We start from the raw sequence: 15,465 nt of genomic DNA, 5'->3' as shown, positions 1-15,465 counted from the left end.
TTACAGGGACTGCTTGCCGGTGAGGATGGGATAGGGGTTGATCGCGGTGCCTTCCCACCAGCGTTTCTCGGGGCCGAGCACGAAGATCGCGAAGTGCAGGTGCGGGGCGTCCTCGCTGGCGTTGCCGGTGCTGCCGACGTAGCCGATCACGTCGCCGCGCTTCAGCACCTTGCCTTCCTCCAGACCGGCGGCGTAGCGGTCCAGGTGGGCGTAGTAATAGGCGTAACGGCCACTGGGTTCGAACTGGTAGATCGTCAGCCCACCCGGGACGCTGGTAAACAGTTTTTCCACCTTGCCAGCGGCCGCCGCCAGCACTGGCGTGCCGCGCGGCGCCATGATGTCGATTGCCTCATGCACCCGGGCCTGCCCGCGGGCGTCGTCGAAAGTGTTGTCGAGCTGGGTCGGTTTGATGCCCTGCACCGGCACAACCAGTTCCGCGCCGGTGGTGGCCTCCGGTGGCGTCGGTGTTGATGTCGATGTCGATGTCGATGTTGTGGGTGTGGTTGGAGTTGCGGTTGGGAGTGATGCCGCGGCGGAGAGCGTCGGCGACAACGGCGGTGCATCGAGCCGTGACGCCGGCGGCGCGACCGGTTGCCGCACGGGCGCGGTCGACGACGACGCGGTGGCCAGCGCGGATGGCGTTTGCGTGGCGGGTGCGGGCTCAGCATGCTGGCTGCGTTCGCGCTCGAACATCACCGCTGCGTCCGTATCGGCGTCGTCCCAGGTCATCACGAAATACACGGCGTTGGCCCCAATCAGCAGCCCGGCGAGGAACACCAGCAGCGCTTTCATCGGCCACCCCTGCGCTTGGTGACCAACCGCATCGTCGTGGTCATTCGCGCAACACCGCCTGCGTCCCCGGGGCCACCGCCTCGGCCAGCGCGCGGGCGCTCCAGTTGGTCATGCGGATGCAGCCGTGCGACTGGGTCTTGCCGATCGTCGACGGCACCGGGGTGCCGTGGATGCCGTAGTGCTCCTTCGACAGGTCGATCCAGACCACGCCGACCGGGTTATTCGGGCCGGGTGCGATCTCGGCCTTCTGGTGGCTCGGATCGGCATCCCAGAACAGGTCGGGGTTGTAGTGGAACGGCGGGTCCTTGGCGACGCCCTTGATCGTCCACTCGCCGATCGGCAGCGGGTCGTGCGAGCTGCCCATCGTGGCCGGCCATTGTGCGAGCGTCTTTCCGGCGTCGTCGACCAGCATCACCACCGCGTCGGACTTGTCGACCACGACCTTGCCGCCTTCCGGCAACGCGGTCGTGGCGACATTCGGCACCAGCCAAGTGGCGCCCGCTTCAGCCGCGGCGCCCGGGTTGAGCCGCTGCAGCAGCGCCGGGCTGGCGTGGAAGCGTTCGCCCAGCGCCTCGAGCGCGGAACCGTAACCGAGATGGTCGAGCGCGGCCTTGGCTTCCATGTCGGTCGGGATATCCACGAACGGTCCAGCGACATCGGCGGCGGTCACGGTGTACTGCATCAGCGCATCGTTGCCGTCACCGTTGAGCGCGGCCCAGGTTTCGGTATCGATCGTGCCGGTTGGATCGAGCTCGCGGCTGCGCTGGAAGCCTTCGATCGCGCGGCGGGTGTTGGAACCGAACGCGCCATCGATCTCGCCCGGCGAGAAGTGCGCGCGGTCGAGCAGGATCTGCGCACGCAGCACTGCCGCGCTGGCGGCGTCGACGTCGGATCCCACGGGGGCCTGGATGGTGGCGTCGTTGACACTGGCGGCATCCAGCCGATCGGTTTCGGTGACCCGCGTTGTCGATGCCACTGCCGGCGCCTTGGTGTCCTGCGTGTCCTGCGCGCTTGCGACCAGCGGAGACAGGGCCAGCGCACAGGTCAGCACCCACCATCGGCGTGGGTGGACATGGATGGAGGTGGACGGATGCGGGTCTGAAGTCACGGCAATCTTCCGTTATCGATTGCCTTCGATCCTGCTGGAGCCTTGTTCGCGGTTGCGTGAAAACCGATCGCCAGCCTTGCTCGCAACTGAAGCGATCGCCCCGTCCGGCTCACCCTCACCCGCACAGCCGAGGAAGCGCGAGCCCTTGAGCCACTGCATGTCGGGGTAGTAGGCGAACAGCAACTGGCCGCCCTTGAGGCTGTCGATCACCTCGCGGACGACGCCGCTGCGCACCGCCGGACAACCGAAGCTGCGACCCAGCCGTCCCTGCCGCAGCGCCTGCGCCGGGTCGACGTAATCGGCGCCGTGGATCACGATCAAACGCTCGCGCGCATGGTCGTTGATGCCGGGCTCCAGGCCATCCATCCGCAGCGAGTAGCCGTGGCCGCCGATGTAGGTCTCCGCGGTGCTGAACAAGCCCAGGCTTGATTGCAGGCTGCCCTCGATGTTGGAGAACTCGGTCGCGAGGTTGGCCCCGCTGTGCTTGCCGTGGGCGACGTGCTCGACGTACAGCAGGCGCGCATCGGCCAGCGCGAACACCCACAGCCGCGGCTCGGTCGATGGCCGCGAATAGTCGATCACCGCCAGCCGCTGGACCGGGTCCACCGTGCCACTGCCGACCGCGCACTGCTGCGCCTGCACCGCGAGTGCCAGCACCCCCGGATCGGCCTCCGGCGCGGCGCGCGCGAGGCGTTCGGCGAGCGTGGGTTGCGGCGGCACGGGCACCGGCGGCGGCACCACGGTGGACGTCACCGCGGGCTCGACCGGTGGGGCGCTGGTGCAGCCGGGCAACAATGCCACCAGCAGCACCGTGGACAGCCATGACACGCGGCGGACCACCGGGCGCGGCGACGCCAGCTTTGTCGAGCGCGAATACATGCTTCACATTTTATCGACACGGGCATTTACGCGACTGAACAGCGCTGAACGAAGTCAGTCCAGCGAAACCAGCTTCTGACCGGCCGCCTTTTCCCAGCCTTCCCAGGGGTCCCTGCGCAGGCTTTCCGCACGCCGCAGGGCGCGCGCCATGGTGTAGTCGGCCCCCGATTGAGCGCGGCCGAGTTCCTCCCAGCGCAATGGCATCGCCACCCCCGCGCCGGGGCGCGCGCGCAGCGACCAGCTGGCGACACTGGTCGCGCCACGCCCGTTGCGCAGCCAGTCGATGAAGATCACCCCGCGCCGCTTGGCCTTGGACGCGGTGGCGACGTACTTGCCTGGCGCGCGGGTGGCCATCGCATCGGCGAACGCCCCGCAGAACGCCTTGACCCCGGCCCAGTCCGGCCCCGGCGCGATCGGCACCACCACGTGCACGCCCTTGCCTCCCGTCAACCGCAGGAAGCTGGCCATGCCGATCTCCGCCAACCGGTCGCGCACGTCGCGCGCACCGACGCGGACCTCGCTCCACGCCACGCTCTCGCCGGGATCGAGGTCGAACACCAGCCGGTCGGGGCGTTCGATATCGTCGATCAGCGCCCCCCACGGATGCAGCTCCAGCGTGTTCATCTGCACCAGGTCGAGCAGACCGTCGGCGTCCTCGATGTAGACGTAGTCCTCGTGACCGCCGCCCTTTTCCCTGATCGCCACCGCGTGCACCGCGTCACCCAGGGCGTTGGCATGGTGCTTCTGGAAAAAGCACTGGCCGCTCAGACCTTCGGGGCAGCGCAATAGTGAAAGCGGACGTCGCGCGACCTCGGGCAACAGCCGTGCGGCGACGGCGCGGTAATAGTCGGCGACCTGCTGCTTGGTGATCTTCTCCGCCGGGTAGACCAGTTTATCCGGGCTGCTCAGCCCGCCAGTGCCCTTGGTTTCCACTTGCTTTTCCACGTCCTTCACCTCTTTGTCCTCGCGCAGGCGCAGGAAGCTGGCCTGGCGCAGCAGACCCTCCTTGCCCCATCCGCGGAATGCCAGTTCGGCCACCAGTTGCGGCGCGACCCAGGTCACCTCGCGCGGTGAAAACGGGATGTGGCCGGGCAAGGTCACCGTCGGCTCCTTGCGTGCCAGCTTGCGCAGGCGTGCGGTCATCGCGCGCAACTGCGCATCGGTGAAGCCGCTGCCCACCCGGCCGACGTACTTCAGCTGCCCCGACTCGCGGGTCGCCATCAGCAACGAACCAAAACCCACCCGCGACTGCTTGGGCGCAGTGAAGCCGACGATGACGAACTCGTCGGTCTGCGCGTGCTTGGCCTTGAGCCAGCTGCGCGAGCGTCCCGGCGTGTAATGCGCATCGATCGCCTTGCTGATGATGCCTTCCATCCGCTGGGCCTTGCTGGCGGCGAACACCTCGGCGCCATGGCCGACGATGTGCCGGCTGTAGGCGAGCGTTCCGTCCGCCCCGATGCTGGCCAGCAGCTTTTCCAGCAACGCCTTGCGATCCTCCAGGCGGGTGCCGGCAAGGTCGACCCCGGCCAGCGTCGGCAGGTCGAACAGCACATAGCGCAGGGTCGCGTTGGCGGTGCCCTCGATCGTGTGTTGCAGCGCGCTGAAACTGTTGCACCCTTTCGCATCGAGCGCGATCAACTCGCCATCAAGGCTGGCTTCCGTCATGCCGAGCGACTCCAGCGCGGCGACGATATCGGGATAGTCGGCGGTCCAGTCCAGGCCGTTGCGCGAGCGCAGACTGGCCTTGCCGGCGTCGATCCGGGCCAACAGCCGATAACCGTCCCATTTCAGCTCGTGCAGCCAGTCATCGCCGGCCGGAGGCGACTCGCGCAGGGTCGCCAATTGCGGGGCGACCTTGGTGTCGCCGTGCAGCGGCCTGGCGCCGGCCAGCGCGGTGGCGCGCGCGCTCCAGTCGATCTTGCGTCGGCGGGGCGAATTCTTCGCGGACTTCTTCGCGGGCTTCGCCGGAGCCGAAGGTCGCCGTCCCTTCCAGCCCGGCGGGGTCGCGCCCTCGACCAGGTCATCGGATTCCAGGTCGGCCGCGTGCTCGTCGTTGCGCTTGATCAGCAGCCACTGCGGCTTGCTCGCCGGCTTGGCGGTGCGCACCAGCTTCCAGCCGCCGCCGAGCTTGCCACCATGCAGGACGAAGTCGATCTTGCCGGCCGCCAGCGCCTCCAGCGGGTTGCCATCGCAACTCCAGACGCCGTGGTCGAACACGTCGACGTGGCCCGCACCGTAATGACCCTCGGGGATGTCGCCCTCGAACGAGGCGTACTCCAGCGGGTGGTCCTCGACCTCCACCGCCAGCCGCTTCTCGCCGACCCGCAGCGATGGCCCCTTCGGCACCGCCCAACTTTTCAACGCGCCGTCCATCTCCAGCCGGAAGTCGTAGTGGCGGACGCTGGCATGGTGCAGCTGGACGACGAAGATCGGCCGCTTGCCGCGCCGGCGCCGGGCGTCATCAGCCGGCTCGGGCGTGGCGTCGAGTCGGCGCTTGCGGGCGTAGTCGCGCAGGCTCATGCGGACGGCGGCCTAGGCGGCCTGGTTGCGTTTTTTCACCGTCTTCTTCGCCGCCTTCTTCGCCGCTTTCTTCGCGGCCTTTTTTGCCGGGTTCTTCACGGCGGATTTTTTGGCGGTCTTGCCGGTGGCCTTCTTCGCCACCGACTTCTTCGCCGGGGTGCGTTTGTTCCTGGCGATGCTTTGCTGCAGCAACTCCATGAAGTCGACCACGTTGGTGGCGGCGTGCTCCTCGACCTCCGGTTCCTCGTCGCCGTGGTGGACGACGCCCTTGTCCTTCATCCGCTTGGCGATGACCTCGTGCAGGCGATGGCGGAATTCGTCCTGATAGCTTTCGGGCTCCCAGTCGCCCGACATGGTCTCGATCAACTGCTCGGAGAACTTCAGCTCCTTGGGCGTGATCCGGTAATCCCCGGCCTTGCCTTCGGGGATGCGGTACTCGTCGATGTCGACCAGTTCCTGCGGGTAGCGCATCATCAGCAACAGCAAGGCATTGCCCTGCGGCATCACCGCGCACAGGCTCTCGCGGGTGCGGATCACGACCCGCGCAATACCGATCCTGCCGGTGCTGGCCAGCGCTTCGCGCAGCAGCACGTAGCCCTTCTCGGCCTTCTTCGCCGGCACCAGCACATACGGTTTCTCGAAGTACTGCGGGCCGACCGAGGCGACATCGACGAACGCCTCCACCTCGATCGCATCATGGCTTTCCGGTGCCGCCGACTTGATGTCGCCCGGGTCCAGCACGACGTAGTTGCCCTTGTCGTATTCGAACGCCTTGACGATGTCCTTCCAGGCGACCTCCTCGCCGCTGTCCGCATTGACCCGCTCGTACCGGATCGGGGTGTTGTCCCGCGCGTCGAGCATGCGGAACGAGATGTCGGTCTTGCGTTCACCCGACATCAGCGACACCGGGATGTTGAGCAAGCCGAACGACAACGTTCCAGACCAGATGGGGCGGGCCATGACGGGCTCCTGCGTGGCGACGGACGGTGGGCCATGGAGTATTGAAAGTCCGGCGTGACGCGCGTGTCGAGTCCGCCAGGCGCAGGCAATCGCTTCGTGCGGCCCCGTTCACTACGACGTTGCGCTGTCGAAGCTAGGGTTGGACTGGAACCCCACTCGAGCTATCAACATGTCCCGCATCGCCTATCGGGTCCACACCGCACCTGACGAAATCACCCGCCTTCAACAACTCATCGCGCAGCTGACCGGCGGCTCACAGGTCGCATTGCAGATGGAAGACGGCACCGAGGTCCTGGGTATCGTGGTGGTGCAGCCCAGCGCCCAGGCGTTCTTCGATCACGATGGCACCGAAGGCACCAACGCCATGGTCCGCCTGGTCCAGCCCGCGATGTACCAGCCCGAGCGCGCCGGCTGGCGTGACGTCTGGGTGGACCGGATCCAGTCCATCAACCGGATCGACCCATGCCCGATCGAACCATGCCCGGTGTTGCCAGGCTGATCAGTGCGACCTGCGAGGTTTCCGGACGGGTCGGGGCGCGGCCGCACCCAGCAACATCCGGGTAACGCCATTGGTCCAGCCAAACCCGTCCTGCAACGGGTACTCGCCGCCACCGCCGCCGTGAATGCCATCGGGAGTGGCGGTAATCATGTATTTCTCGACCAGCTTGCCTTCGCGCCGGTACAGACCGGTGACGGTCGCCAGCCAGCGCCGGCTGATCTCGCGCGACAACCGGGTCTCGCCATAATCGGCCAGTCCGCGGATCGCCAGCCACTGCAGCGGTGCCCAGCCGTTGGGCCGGTCCCATTGCTCGCCGCTGAAGTTGCGGGTGGTGGCCAGCCCCCCGCTTTCCAGCAGGTGCTGGCGCAGGCTCAGCGCCACGCGGCGGGCTTGGCCGGGGTTGGCGATGCCGACAAACAACGGCGTGGCCATGGCCGCGCTCAGCAGCTGGCGCGGCACGCCGTCGGCCCAGTCATAGTCCAGGTAGGTGCCGTGCAGGTCGCTCCACAACCAGCGATCAATCGCATGGCGCCGCGCCCGGGCATGGTCGTCGAACTCGGCGGCACCGGCCTCATCGCCCGCCGCCGCACTGAGCTCGGCAATCTGCTCCTCCAGCTTGTGCAGGAAGGCGTTGAGATCCACCGGAACGATCGCGGTGGTGCGGATGCTGCTCAGCGCACCATCCGCGCCGCACCAGCGTGAGCTGAAGTCCCAACCCGAGGCCGCCGCCGCGCGCAGCTCCCGATAAACCTCGTGAGCCGGACGCACGCACGTACGCACGGTGCTGACGTCTTCCAGCCATGACTCCTCGCGCGGCGTATCGCGGTCATCCCAATACCGATTGAGCAGCGTGCCGTCTTCCAGCCGCACGCAATGACGATGCGCTTCCCCGGGGCGCAGGTCCTCGCAGCCGCTCATCCAGTACGCATGCTCGCGGCGCAACCGCGGCAGGTAGGCCAGCGCCGAGCGCACGCCCTGCTCCTCGAACAATTCGGTCATCAAGGCAAAAACCGGCGGTTGCGAGCGGCTGAGATAGTAGCTGCGGTTGCCGTTGGGTACGTGGCCGTAGCTGTCGATCAGGAAGGCGAAGTTGTCAGCCATGTGCCGCAACAGGTCGCGGCGCCCGCTGGCCGCCAGCCCGAGCATGATGAAATAGGAATCCCAGTAATACATCTCCGCGAACCGCCCGCCCGGCACCACATAGGGGTTGGGCAGCGGCAGCAGCGAGGAGCGCACCGGGTGCTCGCGCGGCTGCCGGTTCAGCACGTCCCACAGGCCGTCGATATGCTCCAGCAGCGGGCGCTCGGGATCGGCGACGTACTCGCTGTGGTGCGGAGGCTCGGGGGTGAAGTATTCACCGACGAAGTCGGACAGATCAAAATCCGGCGTTCCCTGGCGCGCCCGATAGGCTTCCAGGATGGTCTCGGGTGCATCACGCGGCGCGCAGTCGACGAAGGTCTTGCTGTCGGCAAATACCCGTCCGCCCTGCACCGCCACGAACAGTTCCTGGTACCGATCAGCCGGGGTCAGGGTATCGGCCGGAGCGATCTGCGCGACCCGGGCCTGGCTGCGTTGCTCATCATCGATCGCCGCTTGCGGCGGCGGGGAAGCGTGATCCTGCGGTCGCATGCATGCTCCGTCCGGCGAGGAGTCCCCCAGCCTAGGGCGGTAACCGTCAATGCAGTGCGACAGACACGTAAAGAAAAACCCGGCCGAGGCCGGGGGCACTCCCAAAAGAAAACCCGGCCGAGGCCGGGTTTTCCTTGTATCTCGTGTGGTCGCCGAGGCGACAACAGTTGATCGACGCTTAGACAGCTTCTACCGCGTCAGCCTGCAGGCCCTTCTGGCCCTGGGTGACGGTGAAGGTGACCTGCTGGCCTTCCTGCAAGGACTTGAAGCCCTGACCCTGGATCGCGCGGAAGTGAACAAACACGTCCTCGCCATTCTCACGGGAAATGAAGCCAAAGCCCTTGGCATCGTTGAACCACTTGACGGTACCGGTTTCACGGTTCGACATTTTCTTGCTCCTTGGAACAGTTTTTTTGAAATACCGCTTGCGCGGCGGTTGTGCTGATTGCAAGGAGTAAGCGAGGTGCAACGATGTAGCGGATCAAGGATCTACAGCATCGGGCCACGATTCACGGTGACCCTGACAAACAGCAAGCGCACCGTAGCGGCACTGGCGATGGATTGCAATACCCCTGTCCGGCTCGGGCGCGTTTCGTTCACAATGGCATCCCAGTGATCACTCCCGAACCACGCTTGGCCGCCATTTTGGCCGTCAGCCCGCCCATCCAGAGCCATCCTCATGACTGACCCGCAGACCCCACCCGACCGCCTTGCCGCCAACCCGCGCAGCCCGTACTACGACGCAGAGCCGTTCGAGCGCGGCATCGGCATCCGCTTCAACGGCGAGGAAAAAACCAACGTCGAGGAGTACTGCGTCAGCGAAGGCTGGGTGCGCTTGCCGGTCGGCAAATCGCTGGACCGCCGCGGCAATGCGATGACGATGAAGTTCAAGGGGACGGTTGAGCCGTATTTCATGGATGCCGAAACCCCGCCAGCGGAATGACATGCCCGGGGCGGCGGCCGATCAGGCTTCCGGCCCCGACCCAGCGCTCAAGCCATCGCGGTGTCCAGCACCATCATCAACACGAAGCCCACCATCAATCCGGTGGTGGCGAAGTTCTCGTGACCCTGCCGGTGTGATTCAGGGATGATCTCGTGGCTGACCACGAACAGCATCGCGCCAGCGGCGAAACCCAGCCCCACCGGCAGCAGCAACGGCATGCTCATCAGCAGGCTGGCTCCCAATACCGCGCCAACCGGTTCGATCAAGCCGGACGCCATGCCGACCCACACCGCACGCTTGCGGTCGTAACCCGCCGCAATCAGCGCGATCGCCACCACCAGCCCCTCCGGAATATCCTGCAACGCGATGCCGGTTGTCAGCGCCAGCCCATGCTGGAACTCAGACGCATAAGCGGCGCCGATGGCCAGGCCTTCGGGCAGGTTGTGCAGGCAGATAGCGAACACGAACAGCCAGGTACGCTTGAGCCGCGTTGATGCCGGCCCTTCCGGACCCTTGATGAAGTGCTCATGGGGGATCAGCCGCTCCAACGCCATGATCAGCGCGGCGCCCAGCAAGATCGCCGCGCCCACCATCCATCCGGCGCTCCAACGGCCCGCGCCGGCGTCACGCGCGGCCTCAATCCCCGGCAGCACCAGCGAGAACGCACTGGCGGCCAGCATTACCCCGGCGCCAAAGCCCAACAAGGCATCTTGGGTGCGCTGCTCGATGCGGCTGGCGAACCACGCCGGCAACGTGCCGACCGCCGTCGCGGCCGCGGCCACCGTGCCGCCAGCCAACGCTGCGAGTACCGGATTTGCCTCAAGCGTGGACAGGAGCATCGTCGCCTCGTTGGTTCATTCCCGACCGCCTTGCGGATGAGCCGACAACGGATGGCGGCGACGATGGTTGCCGGAGCCTGCCAGCGAGCTTGCAGCGTACGACGGTTCACGGGTTGGATAAAGTTCACATTGCCAGCTTCCGGGGCCCGGGTCCTTTACGCTGGCAGTCCTGCCCCCAAGGCTTGACCCATCCGATGCAGCTGCGAACCGTCAACACGACCCGCTATGTCACCCCGTTGCGCGAGGGCGGCTCGCTGCCGGCCGTAATCGAAGCCGACGACGAGGGCATGTATGTGCTCAAGTTCCGCGGCGCCGGCCAGGGCCCCAAGGCATTGGTGGCCGAACTGGTGGCCGGCGGCATCGCCCAACTGCTGTCGTTGCCGATCCCCGAGATCGTGCTGGTGGACCTGGACCCCGAACTGGCTCGCACTGAACCCGATCCCGAGATCCAGCACCTGATCCGCGCCAGCGCAGGCCTCAACCTGGCACTGGACTACCTGCCGGGCGCGATCAACTTCGATCCGGTCGCCGACCAGCCGGCAGCCGACCTGGCCTCGCGCATCGTCTGGTTCGATGCCTTCACCAGCAACGTCGACCGCACCTGGCGCAACACCAACCTGATGACCTGGCACGATCGGCTGTGGCTGATCGACCACGGCGCGGCGCTGTACTTCCACCACGGGTGGGACGGCTCCACCGCCAATGCCGGCAGCGCCTTCCCGATGATCAAGGAGCACGTGCTGCTGCCGCTGGCCGACTCGATCGCCCATGCCGATCACGAGCTCGCGCCCCACATCACCCGCGAGGTGCTGGAGGCGATCCTGGCCGCCGTCCCGGACAGCTGGCTGATCGGCGACGGCCGGCTGGCCGAGCCGGATGCGCACCGGGCCGCCTACGTCGAGCACTTCCTCCAGCGGCTGGCGCAACGCCAGCGCTTCGTCGAGGAGGCCATCCGTGCACGACGCTGAACATGCAGCAATGGACCCGCGGCCCCTGCACACCTACGACTACGCGGTGATCCGGGTAGTGCCGCGGGTGGAGCGCGAGGAGTTCATCAATGTCGGCGTGGTCCTGTCGTGCCCGGCGACCGCGTTCCTGCAGGCCCGCATCGAATTGGACGAGTCCCGACTGCTCGCGCTGGCCCCGTCGATCGAACTGGCCTCGGTGCAGCGCCACCTGTCAGCGTTCACCACGATCTGCAGCGGTGGGCCAGGCAGCGGTCCAATCGGGGCGCTGCCGGCGCGCGCACGCTTCCACTGGCTCACCGCACGGCGCAGCTCGATGATCCAGACTTCACCGGTGCACCTGGGCCGCTGCACCGATGCCGCGGTCGCGATCGAGCACCTGCTGGCGCAGATGGTGCGGGTGTTGCCGAAGCCGCCGGTCAGGCCTTGAGCTTCCAGCCGGTCTTGAATATCCACCACACCGCGACCAGACACGCCGCCAGGAACCCCAGGATCACCGCGACACTGATCCCGACATCGACGTCCCCCGCTCCGTAGAAGCTCCAGCGAAAACCACTGACCAGGTACACCACCGGGTTGAACAGAGTGATCGTCTGCCACACCGGTGGCAGCATCTTGATCGAGTAGAACGCACCGCCCAGGAAGGTCAGCGGCATCACCACCATCAGCGGGATCACCTGCAGCTTCTGGAAGTCGTCGGCCCACAGCCCGATGATGAAACCGAACAGGCTGAAGGTAACCGAGGTCAGCAGCAGGAAACCCACCATCCAGAACGGATGGGCAATCTCGTAGGGCACGAACACCCGTGCAGTGATCAGGATCAGGATGCCGACCAGCACCGACTTGGTCGCCGCCGCGCCGACATAGCCCAGCACCACCTCGACATAGGACACCGGCGCCGACAGCAGCTCGTAGATGGTGCCGGCCCATTTGGGCATGTAGATCCCGAACGAGGCGTTGGAGATGCTCTCGTTGAGCAGTGACAGCATCAGCAAGCCGGGAATGATGAAGGCGCCGTAGCTGACCCCGTCAATGTCACCCATGCGCGAGCCGATCGCCGCGCCGAACACCACGAAATACAGCGAGGTCGACAGCACCGGCGAGGCGATCGACTGGGTGATGGTGCGGAAGGTACGCGCCATCTCGAAGCGGTAGATCGCGCGGACACCGTGGATATTCATGCGCGCGCCTCCGCGGTTTCCACTGACCGGCCCGCATTGGAACGCACCAGGTGGACGAAGATTTCCTCCAGCGAGCTCTCGCTGGAGTGCAGGTCCTTGAAGTCGATGCCCTGCTCTGCCAGCTGCCGCAGCACGCTGGCGATGCCGGTGCGCTCGGACTGCACATCGAAGGTGTAGACCAGCGACGCGCCATCGGCCGCCAGTTCCAGCGGCAGCGCCGACAGGCCCTCGGGGATGCGTTGCAGCGGCTCCTGCAGGGTCAACGTCAGCTGCTTCTTGCCGAGCTTGCGCATCAGCGCGGCCTTGTCCTCGACCAGGATCAACTCGCCCTTGAGGATCACCCCGATGCGGTCCGCCATCTGCTCGGCCTCCTCGATGTAATGGGTGGTCAGGATGATGGTGACGCCCTGCTCGCGCAGGCGGTGGACCATCTGCCACATGTCGTGGCGCAGCTCGACATCGACGCCGGCGGTGGGCTCGTCGAGGAACAGGATCTGCGGCTCGTGCGCCAGCGCCTTGGCGATCAGCACGCGGCGTTTCATGCCGCCCGACAGCGCCAGGATCTTGCTGTCCTTCTTGTCCCACAGCGACAGTTCGCGCAGCACCTTCTCCAGGTGCGCCGGGTCGGGCGCCTTGCCAAACAGGCCGCGGCTGAAACGCACCGTCGACCACACACTCTCGAACGCATCGGTCGACAGCTCCTGCGGGACCAGGCCGATCTTGCCGCGTGCCGCGCGGTAGTCGGCGACCACGTCGTGGCCATCGGCCAGCACCGTACCGCTCGTCGGGTTGACGATGCCGCAGATGATGCTGATCAAGGTGGTCTTGCCGGCACCGTTGGGGCCAAGCAACGCGAAGATCTCGCCCTTGCGGATGTCGAGGTTGATGCCCTTCAGCGCCTGGAAACCGGAGGCGTAGGTCTTGTCGAGGTTGCGGACGGAGATGATTGGTTGCACGCGTGTTCCCGTGGCGGCGCCAGTGACGGTGATCGTAGCGCCATGTGGAGTGCAGGTTAGCGGGCTGCGGGCTGCGGTTAAACCCCGGCCCGGAGGAAGCAACATCCCGCCCACGGGACACTCGGCGTCGCCCGGCTCAAACCGCGGTTCAAACTGCGGCTCAGACCGTCGGCTCAGACCAGATCCTGGCCCTTGCGTCGCGCCGCCCGCGCATCGCGATACACGCCAACGCCCATCACCACCATCGTCACCAGCACGATCAGCGGCCACACCAATACGTAGGCCGTCATCAGGATGTCACGCATGCAGCACCTCCGTTGTTGTCCATGTCGTCATGCCTGCGCGCCGCCGTCATCGGTCTGGAATGCGGTAACGCGCTGCTTGATGAGCTCGAAATCAAACTCGTGCGGGTTGCGCATGCTGATCACCGTGCATACCAGCGTGCTGACGCCATAGGCGTTCAACGAACTCAGCAGCACCGTGTAGTCGCGCAGGAAGCCCAGCATGAACGGCATCAGTCCCAGCGCCGCAAGCCCGCCGACCGCAAGGCCGATGCGTTTGCCGAAGAATCCGAACGCCATCAACCCCAACACTACGCCGGCCCCCAGCGCAGCGAAGACCTCCAGGACCAGCGCGACCACGCCTTCAATCGGTACCAGCTCGAAGCGCGACACGATGAAGAACACCAGCGACACCGCCACGGCGGTGGTAAACGCACGATTGGTGACCCGCTTCCAGTAGAAACTGGCGATCACCGGGAACACGATCGACCCCCACAACGCGCCGACAAACACCAGCAGGTCGAGGATGTCGATCCGGAAGCTGGCGAAGGCCAGGCCGGCGGTGGTCGCCACGACCATGGTGATCCGGCCGACCCACAGCATCGTGGCCGGGTTGACCTTGCCACGTGCGAGGTTCTTGCCGTAGATGTCGGTCATCATGATCGACGACAATGCCGCCAGGTCGGAGTCGGCCGTGGACGACAGCGAGCCGATCACCATGATGAAGAAGATGCCGATCATGAACGGCGACAGATAGGTCGACGCCATCTGCGGGATCAGGTTGTTGTGGTCGCCGTCGGCGGGCCCCATGCCGATCATCAGCGCGATCACGCCGATCATTCCCAGACCGATCACCGTCGCACCGTAGCTGACAGTGGCCATCAGGAAGGTCGGTTTGATCAGGTCCTCGCGGACCGCGAACAACCGCTGGGCAATGGTCTGGTTGCCAATCGCGTACGCAAGCACGGCGACGAAGTACGGCGCACCCTGCTCCAGGAATGCCTGGCGCGAGAAGAAGCTGCCCTGCTCGGCACTGATCCGGTCCCAGCCCTGGGTGAACACTTCCGTCCCGCCGGCGCTGAAGAACACCAGCGGGATGATCAGTGCCGCCGCGCCCAGCATCGCCGCGACCTGGATCACATCGGTCAGCAACGAGGCGCGGAAGCCCGACCACAGCGTGTATGACAAAGTGCCGATCCCGGCAATGAGCACGCCATGCACGAAATCCAGCGGCGACAGTATCGCCACCAGCGCGCCGGCGGCGGTGAAGTTGGCCATCAGGCTGATGATGCTGCCGACGATGTTGGAACCGGCCAGGATCAACTGGCTGGAGCGGCCGTGCCGGGCATGCATGATCTCGGCGAGGGTGTGCGCTTCGGGCGCGACCTCACGGAAACGGCGTCCGAACGGGTAGATGAAGAGAATCATCAACGCGCCCCACAAACCGTAGTGGATCGGCCCGGAAATACCGTACTTGTAGCCCGACGTGGCCGCCGCATAGAACGATGCCGCCCAGATCCAGGTCGCGGTCATGCTGGCCGCCGAAACACCGAAACCGACCGAACTGCTCGATGTCATGTAACCGTCGACGTTCTCCTTCTTGTGCCCGATCCGGGTGGAAATCAGGAACGTGCCGCCGTAGAAGGCCAGCATCAACAACAACACGGTGGACGTTTGCAACTGATGGAACTCGAACGCGGGAACGGCCAATGCTTCCTCCGATGACAGCAGGCCGAGGGCCGCTGGGTGAGACGCAGGAGCCAAACCAAAACCGAACCACACAAGCGCCGCAAAGGCGCACGTGGGATTGGAATCAAGTCCGTGATGACAGGGAATGACCACCTGTCCAGCTGCGTCATTGAGCAACCCGGCCCTGCCGCAGCGGGCAGTCATGTGCGCGGATCGCAACGATG

General features: G+C 65.8%; 16 protein-coding genes. 4 read left to right on the top strand and 12 right to left on the bottom strand.

What is annotated here, in order from left to right:
- From ACW7G6_RS11850 to ku, 5 genes are read right to left on the bottom strand one after another with little or no spacing between them, the layout of a single operon-like run.
- Nucleotides 1–792 (bottom strand): M23 family metallopeptidase, encoded by a 792-nt coding sequence (locus tag ACW7G6_RS11850; RefSeq protein WP_456998335.1) that lies wholly within the window; start codon nt 790–792, stop codon nt 1–3.
- A gap of 40 nt (nt 793–832) precedes the next feature.
- Nucleotides 833–1,900: a L,D-transpeptidase family protein gene (locus ACW7G6_RS11845; RefSeq protein ID WP_456998334.1), complete on the bottom strand. Its 1,068-nt coding sequence runs from the start codon at nt 1,898–1,900 to the stop codon at nt 833–835.
- Between the two features lie 12 nt (nt 1,901–1,912).
- Nucleotides 1,913–2,779, bottom strand: a complete 867-nt coding sequence (locus ACW7G6_RS11840) for a murein L,D-transpeptidase catalytic domain family protein (RefSeq protein ID WP_456998333.1) — start codon at nt 2,777–2,779, stop codon at nt 1,913–1,915.
- Between the two features lie 54 nt (nt 2,780–2,833).
- The gene (gene ligD, locus ACW7G6_RS11835) at nt 2,834–5,299 is read right to left on the bottom strand and encodes a DNA ligase D (RefSeq protein ID WP_456998332.1); all 2,466 of its coding nucleotides are present in this window, start codon (nt 5,297–5,299) and stop codon (nt 2,834–2,836) included.
- Nucleotides 5,300–5,311: 12 nt separating this feature from the next.
- On the bottom strand, nt 5,312–6,259 hold the full coding sequence (ku, locus tag ACW7G6_RS11830) for a non-homologous end joining protein Ku (protein WP_456998331.1): 948 nt from the start codon (nt 6,257–6,259) through the stop codon (nt 5,312–5,314).
- A gap of 169 nt (nt 6,260–6,428) precedes the next feature.
- Here ku and ACW7G6_RS11825 point away from each other — a divergent pair, with 169 nt between their 5' ends.
- A complete protein-coding gene (locus ACW7G6_RS11825) occupies nt 6,429–6,758 on the top strand; it encodes a DUF3247 family protein (protein WP_456998330.1) in 330 nt (109 codons plus the stop codon).
- On the opposite strand, the gene treF is transcribed toward ACW7G6_RS11825, so the two are convergent.
- Entirely contained in the window at nt 6,759–8,387 is a 1,629-nt protein-coding gene (gene treF / locus ACW7G6_RS11820; RefSeq protein ID WP_456998329.1) for an alpha,alpha-trehalase TreF, read from the bottom strand.
- Nucleotides 8,388–8,565: 178 nt separating this feature from the next.
- Nucleotides 8,566–8,775, bottom strand: coding sequence for a cold-shock protein (locus ACW7G6_RS11815; protein ID WP_456963202.1), 210 nt, complete (start codon nt 8,773–8,775; stop codon nt 8,566–8,568).
- A 291-nt stretch (nt 8,776–9,066) separates the two neighbouring features.
- Between ACW7G6_RS11815 and ACW7G6_RS11810 the strand changes: the two genes are divergently transcribed.
- Nucleotides 9,067–9,330 carry a DUF3297 family protein gene (locus tag ACW7G6_RS11810; protein ID WP_456980059.1) on the top strand — a complete coding sequence of 88 codons (264 nt, stop codon included), beginning with the start codon at nt 9,067–9,069 and terminating at the stop codon, nt 9,328–9,330.
- 47 nt (nt 9,331–9,377) lie between these two features.
- Here ACW7G6_RS11810 and ACW7G6_RS11805 read toward each other — a convergent pair whose 3' ends face one another.
- A complete protein-coding gene (locus ACW7G6_RS11805) occupies nt 9,378–10,169 on the bottom strand; it encodes a ZIP family metal transporter (protein ID WP_456998328.1) in 792 nt (263 codons plus the stop codon).
- Between the two features lie 200 nt (nt 10,170–10,369).
- Between ACW7G6_RS11805 and ACW7G6_RS11800 the strand changes: the two genes are divergently transcribed.
- Both ACW7G6_RS11800 and ACW7G6_RS11795 read left to right on the top strand, forming a co-directional pair.
- The gene (locus tag ACW7G6_RS11800; protein ID WP_456980151.1) at nt 10,370–11,137 is read left to right on the top strand and encodes a HipA family kinase; all 768 of its coding nucleotides are present in this window, start codon (nt 10,370–10,372) and stop codon (nt 11,135–11,137) included.
- 10 nt (nt 11,138–11,147) lie between these two features.
- Entirely contained in the window at nt 11,148–11,564 is a 417-nt protein-coding gene (locus tag ACW7G6_RS11795) for a DUF3037 domain-containing protein (RefSeq protein WP_456998385.1), read from the top strand.
- On the opposite strand, the gene ACW7G6_RS11790 is transcribed toward ACW7G6_RS11795, so the two are convergent.
- From ACW7G6_RS11790 to ACW7G6_RS11775, 4 genes are all read right to left on the bottom strand, one after another.
- Nucleotides 11,554–12,315, bottom strand: coding sequence for an ABC transporter permease (locus ACW7G6_RS11790; RefSeq protein WP_456980061.1), 762 nt, complete (start codon nt 12,313–12,315; stop codon nt 11,554–11,556). The genes ACW7G6_RS11795 and ACW7G6_RS11790 overlap by 11 nt on opposite strands.
- Nucleotides 12,312–13,271, bottom strand: coding sequence for an ABC transporter ATP-binding protein (locus ACW7G6_RS11785; RefSeq protein WP_456980062.1), 960 nt, complete (start codon nt 13,269–13,271; stop codon nt 12,312–12,314). The genes ACW7G6_RS11790 and ACW7G6_RS11785 overlap by 4 nt, the downstream gene beginning before the upstream one ends.
- 173 nt (nt 13,272–13,444) lie before the next feature.
- Nucleotides 13,445–13,576: a putative transporter small subunit gene (locus tag ACW7G6_RS11780; protein ID WP_456980063.1), complete on the bottom strand. Its 132-nt coding sequence runs from the start codon at nt 13,574–13,576 to the stop codon at nt 13,445–13,447.
- A 27-nt stretch (nt 13,577–13,603) separates the two neighbouring features.
- Entirely contained in the window at nt 13,604–15,262 is a 1,659-nt protein-coding gene (locus tag ACW7G6_RS11775; RefSeq protein WP_456980064.1) for a sodium:solute symporter family protein, read from the bottom strand.
- Between the last annotated feature and the right edge of the window lie 203 nt (nt 15,263–15,465).

This window comes from Lysobacter sp. A421 (assembly GCF_054052145.1).
Note: the sequence above shows the minus strand (reverse complement) of the source record. Positions and strands in the feature narration are given on the sequence as shown.